The following is a 6,457-nucleotide window of genomic DNA, read 5'->3' as shown; positions in this document are numbered from 1 at the left end:
GCGATCCTGTTGCCCGAAACCGAATACGCCAAGGGGAACGAAGCGGCGCTACGCATTATCCATGCGGTTCGCGAACAACTCTTTTGCGCAGGAGAAGCCAAGATTCCGCTCACGATCAGCGTCGGCGTCGCGCAAGTCGCGGATCTGAATGGACCAGAAGAACTGGTCGCCAGAGCAGACGAAGCGCTCTACGCCGCAAAGTCAGCAGGCCGTGATCGCGGTTACTACTTCGACGGTCAGCGCATCTTGTCGATTCTGCTCGAGACCAGCGACAAGGTGGAGCCTGTGCGAGAGTTCGACGAAGTCTGTGCCGATCTGCGCACGCGCCTGATGGATGCGACGCACTGAGGGAAAAGCGGAAAGCGGAAAATCTTTGCCTGTGGGTAGGCCTTTTGATTTTGCGCAATTGGAAGGTGTTGGCGGCTGTTTCTCTTCGAGCGATGAAGAGAAGGGGGCTTCTCAGCTTGCGATTAGCTCGCGAGCGAAACTTCCGACACGCCCCATTGGCGACAGACGCGGAAGATCTCGGCCACATGATCAAAGCGGCATTCTTCGCCGGCAAAGATCCGGACGCTGCGAGCGCAGCTGGCTCGTGCGCAGAGACGGCGCAAGTGGGCGTCGAGCAGCGCTTCTACGCCGTTAATAAAGATTTTTCCCGAGCCCGATAACACGACGTCGAGCGGTTGATTTTCGGTTTCCAGATTCATGGCAAGGCTAGGAGTTTAAAGACGTTTACCTCTACCAGTAAGACCGAGTTCGGTCGCGGGAGGTTCGCATCTCAAGAAGCGTGGAGACCGGACATTCAGGAAATCGCCATCGAGCGCTACTCTTGGGCGCCGGTCGCGGTGGGCTCAGCTCTTTCGTGAAGATCGGATGAAGGGAGAACGATCGGAGCTTCCCTAGGCGGCGCAATCGAGCTTTGCGGCGTCTGGAAGTTGTTCTCCGGGGCGCCACGCGACAAGATCGCGACCCCAACCATGCTGAAATAACCAAAGATCGCAGTAAGTACGATCAACAAGGCGACGGCGGAGCGACTCATCGGCAAACTCCTGCGCGGGGGTAAAAGGGGACAATCTATGTAAAATCAGATTGTCGCCCCTTGAACCTTCATTATAGGGGTTCCACCGCGCGTTGTTTAGCCGAAAGCGCTGCGAAGAAGCGATAAACTTTGGGGAATTCCGACCAGGGGGTCTTCTCGCCCTTCAAACTCGAGTGAGACATAACCGCGGTAACTCTTTTGCTGTAAAAGCTTTGCGATCCGCGGGTAGTCCAAGTCCAAACTGTACCAAAGACCACCGCCAATATAGGTCTTTGCTTGGACATAGACGGTCTTGGGCGCCATCAGAGCTAGACGGTCGTACGGATCTTCCAGAAAATTGCCGGTGTCCAAAGTGACCTGCAGCCAGGGGCTGTCGATCGCGTCGACGATTCGCAGCACGCCTTCGGGGGTTCGCCCCAAGCCCCAGTGATTTTCTAAGCCTAGCAGCACGCCGCACTTTTCCGCTTCCGGCAGGCATTTCTCCAAGCTGTCGATCACCCACTGAAAGCCATCTTCGTCGGTATAGCCGTCCAGCGGCTGCTCGATCCCGCGATGCGCCATCAGGTCATCGAAATCTTTGCTGGTTCCCCAAGTGCCGGTGTTGACCCGCATCGTGGGAATCCCCATTTCGTACGCCATGCGGATGTAGCGTATCGTCTCGTCGATGTTTTTCTGACGCTTCTCTTTGTCGGGAGAGAGGAAACCTTGATGCGTCGAGAAGCCGCACAGATCGACGCCGTTGACCAGCGCGGTCCGTTTCAACTTCTGCAGATAGGCGGGCGTCTCATTAGTCATCTGACGATGCAAGATTTCGACAGCGTCAAAACCCATCTCGGCCGAGAGAACGATGCACTTCTCAACATCGCGGAGATGCTCGTGGCGAAATTGCCAGAATGAGTAGGTCGAGACGGCGATCCGATTGACGATCTTTCTCTGGGCCACAGCGGCTTCTGCGGCGGCGACAGGTTCCTCGGCGAATGCGGAGCGGCTGAGCGGAGCAAGCGCGGCGACGGTCGCGGCGGCAGTCAGAAATTCGCGTCTCGAACGAGTCATGCGGAGTCTCTCTAGAAAAGGATAAGCGAACTTCCATCGTAATAGACGTTCGACTTACCGACTACGCATTCCGGCCGCAGGTCCGTAGGTTTTCTGACGGCGTTTGTATCGATCGCTCAATTTTGACGAGAGATATTTCGGCGTCAGTTAGAAGTACGGAACATTTCTTTTTTCTGACGTAAAGCAGGGGGGACGACGGATAGGGCGCCGTCCCTCCCTGATTCACAAACAGAAACAACTAGGCCAGTTCGCCTGGCTTGAAGGGAAGTGTGACGGGATGGTACGGAGTGACGCCGAGTTGATCTTCGATCTTTTCCCACAGCGACAACTCTTGTCGCCAAACGGCGATCACTTTGCGCAGGTCGCCCACGGTCGGGTAGTCTTGATTTTCGATCTCGTCGAGCACTTCTTCGCCGGCGGAGACTTCGCCTTTGAGCAGCAGTGCGGTCGCCAGGTTCGTCTTGTAGGCGTCGGGCAGTGAGCGACGGACCGCTAAGAACATTCCGACCGGTTCCAGCACGAGCGTTCGGTAGGTGCTGACCGCTTGATCGATCAAGCCGAGCCGCATCTGGCAAACTCCGCGAGCGTTGACCAGGCGAGCGTCGTGGTGGCGCTTGTTGGGGCGGAGCAAATGCAGCGCTTTGTCCGCGCGGCCTTGTTGTAGCAAGTCAGCGATCTGGCGAATCGTTTCGCCAATCGGGTCGCTATGACGACGGGGACTTTGGGCGGCGTGACGGTTGATAATCACATTCAAGGTTCGATGGTTCATGATCGGCGTCTTCTCTCTGGGAAGGTTGGGTGAGTGCAAGTCGTCTCGGTGGGCCAATCGCGCAGGCGTGCGACGATCGACAGGCGAAACGAACCATGAGGAGCGACAAAGCCATCCTTTCGCATTCACGCCGGATCAAGGATTCGCGCAGTCGTAGACGACTGACGAAATCGAAGGAACCGTCACACGCGGTGGAAACGCGTGTCGAGAGCGAAAGGGAGTCTCAGGACCGAAGAGATTTACAACCGCAGCGGGCGCGACATCGACGGCGCGGCGTGAAGAGTGCGGTTTGCCGAGTGGAGAAGTTGACGCGCCGCGACCGACTGGACGCCTGGGAGCGAGTCAACAAAAGAGGAAAAATGTTTGGCATGCTGACAAGCGTCGCGCGACTCTTCTTCCGTTTTGCAGGGGAAGTAAAAGAGGCGGTCAATACGATGCTCTGCAGGGTCAACCTGCGAGTCGTTGGCGACAGACGACGATGCGGCGACGTTCGTTTTACCGGCGACCGCAGCGATTTCCGCCGAAACGGTCAGCGCCGACATGCAGGCCAACGGAGTCGCCGCGAAGAGGCTGACGACAACCATCCAAACCAGCAGTTGCGTGTAGATCCGTTGCATTGCGGCGCGTGTCCCAAAAGTAGGAACTCGAAGAAGTCGCTGAATGTCGAGCGACTTCGTTGAGTTTCAACTATAGACATTGTTCGCCCGCGAAGCGAATCTTATTTGGCGGAATTCGCATGCCAAATAAGATGAAACCTTCTTAAGGTTCGTAACTGCTTACGCCGCAACGCTGCTAGCTTTTCGTCCAAGCTTCAAGCATGTCGAACTGTTTGGCGAAATCATTTTGCTTGGTCCCCAAGGGAGACTTAAAGAAGCAGGCCAGCGAAGTGAGCAAGCCTGTTTCGCCGCGGCGATGTGCGAGTTCGGCGAAGCGAGCCAGGTCAATCACCAGCGGAGCGGCCAATAGCGAGTCGGCGCCTTGCCAGGTGAACTGCATCACCATCGGCGTGCCGAGGAATCCTTTAAAGTGAATGTGATCCCAAGCGGTCTTCCAGTCGCCCATGCTGTCGATCTTTTCAATCGTGACCAGCGTTTGCGGATGGTAGCCAAAGATTTCGCCCAGCAGGCGATCTTTGCTGGTCGCTTTGGTTTTCTTATTCTCGGGATCATCCAACACGGTGGCGTCCATGTTGCCAAAGATGTTGTGCCCGACCCAGCTCATGACTTGCAGGTTGCGATGAGCGAACATCGGCGCGAGCGTGCTCTTGAGCAGCGTCTCGCCGGTCTTGCCGTCGTGCCCCATGTGGCAGGTTTTCTTTTGCTCGGCCAAATCGCAAAGGGCCGGAATCGCGGTGCCGACCGACGGCGTGAAGTTGACGTAAGGAAAACCAAGCTCCAGCGCGGCGGCGCCATACAAGCTGCTTGCCGGCAGATGACAATCGCCGGTTTCCAGCAGCGGAGCCAACTCGTTCCAGCTGGTCGGCAACTGGCTGTCGTCGAAGGGGGGCTCGGTCGAAGACACGTTGATCACGATGACATCGGCTAGCTCATGCTGCTTGGCGAACGCGGAGATGTCGGCCTGGATGCGGCTGATCGCTTGCCGCGGCGTCTCTATCTTTTCGCGGAGCTCATCTTTCGCGAGTCCGGCGATTTTGGCGCCGACATTCAGCAGCGTGCCATCTTTGATGTTGGCGTCGATCGCATCGAGGTCCTCTTTCACCGCGACGACCAGGCGCGGGTCGAGCGCACGGCTGACGTCGACCAATTGCTGGGCGGCGTCGTACAGGGTGACGTTGCGGATCTCGTGCCCGCCGATGACCAGATTGTCCCAAGTCGCCAGACCAAGCTCCGCGAACTGCGGCAGTTCGCTGACCAGACCCACCGTATCAACCAATCCGCGGCGCAGCGCAGCCAAGCCAACGATCGTGGTCGCGGCGACGCCGCCGCGAGCTCCAATAAGCCAAATGCCGACTCGAGAACGTGCCATCGCGTCAATCGTCTTTCAAGGAGGATAGGTGGGAAGGTTTGCCGAACGACCAACAACACAGTCGAACAGAAACGAGCGGGAGGTTCCGCGGGCCGCCCAACGCGTAAGAGGATAGCGGCCGGTCCGGTGGGGTCTGTCTGGAAGAGGCGCTCGCAAGTACCATTTAATTGTTGGCACGACTAATTCGGTTCGTCAAGGACGCGAACCGATTGGCTCGACAGAAGTTGGCCTTCTGGTTGATTTTAGGACGCTAGGTGAACCTTCTGGTCACTGTAGCGTCCTACGCTGCCGACGACTCCGTTACTTCCCCCAAACCGCGAATCACAGGTATGTTTCAGAACGTTCAAACTGCGCCTCCCGACTCCATTCTTGGTCTCAACGAGGCGTTTCGCAAAGATTCCAACCCCGAAAAGATCAATCTCAGCGTCGGGGTTTTTAAGGATTCTAGCGGCGTAACGCCGGTTCTGGATTGCGTGAAAGAGGCCGAACGACGCCTGATTAGCGACGAAAAAACAAAGTCGTACCTGCCGATCGACGGCCGACCCGAGTATTGTCGCTTGGTTCGCGAGCTGATGCTGGGCGCCGATCATGAGATCGTCACTTCGGCGCGCGGCGTGACGGTGCAAACCCCCGGCGGGACAGGCGGACTGCGCGTGGCCGCCGACTTTCTCGCCAAAAATTTCCCGGGCCGCAAAGTCTGGCTCAGCCAGCCAACCTGGCCCAATCACCCCAATATCTTCGCCGCCGCCGGGATCGAAACGGCCGGATATCCTTATTTCGACAAAGCGGCCAACGGCTTGGCCTTTGCCGAAATGATGACCGCGCTCGAGAACATTCCGACCGGCGACATCGTGCTGCTGCATGGCTGTTGCCACAATCCCAGCGGCATTGATCCGACCGCCGAGCAGTGGCGCGCGATCGCCGAGCTCGTCCATCGGCGCGAGCTGTTGCCGTTGGTCGACTTCGCCTATCAAGGTTTTGGCGACGGATTGTGTGAAGACGCCGTCGGCCTGGCGGCTCTCAGCCAACCCGGCAAAGAGTTGTTGGTTTGCAGCTCGTTCAGTAAGAACTTTGGGCTGTACAACGAGCGGGTCGGTGCGTTGACCGCGGTCGCGACCGATGCGGAGGCCGCTCAGGCGGTTCTCAGCCAACTGAAAAACACGATCCGCGCCAATTACTCGAATCCGCCGACGCATGGCGGCGCGATTGTTGAGACGGTCCTCGCCGACCCGAAACTGCGAGCCCAATGGGAAGCCGAATTGACCACGATGCGGGATCGGATCAACGGAGTGCGGACGCTGCTGGTCGAGACGATGAAAGCGACCGGCGTCGATCGCGACTTTTCGTTCATCGCCGATCAAAAGGGAATGTTCTCGTTCTCAGGGCTGACCCCGGTGCAAGTCGACGAACTGCGCAACAAGTTTGCGATCTACATCGTCGGCTCAGGCCGCATCAACGTCGCCGGGATCTCAGAGAGCAACGTCGGCAAGCTATGTGCTGCGATCAAAGCAGTGCTGTAAGCCAACCGAAGATATTCGAAAACAAAAAAGGCTCCGCAGTGATGCGGAGCCCTTTTTTGTTTCTTGCAGGAGCACAAGAGCCTGCGTCTT

General features: G+C 57.5%; 8 protein-coding genes. 2 read left to right on the top strand and 6 right to left on the bottom strand.

Features of this window, described 5'->3' with window-relative positions:
- A partial coding sequence (locus tag DSM3645_RS05460) for a diguanylate cyclase domain-containing protein (protein ID WP_002651060.1) occupies positions 1-348 on the top strand: 348 nt, incomplete at its 5' end.
- A 122-nt stretch (positions 349-470) separates the two neighbouring features.
- On the opposite strand, the gene DSM3645_RS05455 is transcribed toward DSM3645_RS05460, so the two are convergent.
- The 6 genes from DSM3645_RS05455 to DSM3645_RS05430 all read right to left on the bottom strand — a co-directional run bounded on the left by DSM3645_RS05455 (position 471) and on the right by DSM3645_RS05430 (position 4,847).
- Positions 471-707, bottom strand: coding sequence for an ExbD/TolR family protein (locus DSM3645_RS05455; RefSeq protein WP_002651059.1), 237 nt, complete (start codon positions 705-707; stop codon positions 471-473).
- Between the two features lie 116 nt (positions 708-823).
- Positions 824-1,039, bottom strand: coding sequence for a hypothetical protein (locus tag DSM3645_RS05450; RefSeq protein ID WP_002651058.1), 216 nt, complete (start codon positions 1,037-1,039; stop codon positions 824-826).
- A 96-nt stretch (positions 1,040-1,135) separates the two neighbouring features.
- On the bottom strand, positions 1,136-2,092 hold the full coding sequence (locus tag DSM3645_RS05445; protein WP_002651057.1) for a sugar phosphate isomerase/epimerase family protein: 957 nt from the start codon (positions 2,090-2,092) through the stop codon (positions 1,136-1,138).
- Between the two features lie 238 nt (positions 2,093-2,330).
- Entirely contained in the window at positions 2,331-2,861 is a 531-nt protein-coding gene (locus tag DSM3645_RS05440) for a tetratricopeptide repeat protein (protein ID WP_002651056.1), read from the bottom strand.
- A 239-nt stretch (positions 2,862-3,100) separates the two neighbouring features.
- A complete protein-coding gene (locus DSM3645_RS05435) occupies positions 3,101-3,478 on the bottom strand; it encodes a hypothetical protein (RefSeq protein WP_002651055.1) in 378 nt (125 codons plus the stop codon).
- 175 nt (positions 3,479-3,653) lie between these two features.
- The gene (locus tag DSM3645_RS05430; protein ID WP_002651054.1) at positions 3,654-4,847 is read right to left on the bottom strand and encodes an inositol-3-phosphate synthase; all 1,194 of its coding nucleotides are present in this window, start codon (positions 4,845-4,847) and stop codon (positions 3,654-3,656) included.
- Between the two features lie 329 nt (positions 4,848-5,176).
- On the opposite strand from DSM3645_RS05430, the gene DSM3645_RS05425 reads away from it, so the two are divergent.
- Positions 5,177-6,367 (top strand): amino acid aminotransferase, encoded by a 1,191-nt coding sequence (locus tag DSM3645_RS05425; protein ID WP_002651053.1) that lies wholly within the window; start codon positions 5,177-5,179, stop codon positions 6,365-6,367.
- Positions 6,368-6,457 lie beyond the last annotated feature (90 nt).

It is taken from the genome of Blastopirellula marina DSM 3645, assembly GCF_000153105.1.
Classification (GTDB): Bacteria; Planctomycetota; Planctomycetia; order Pirellulales; family Pirellulaceae; genus Blastopirellula; species Blastopirellula marina.
This window is presented reverse-complemented; position numbering and strand designations above follow the sequence as displayed.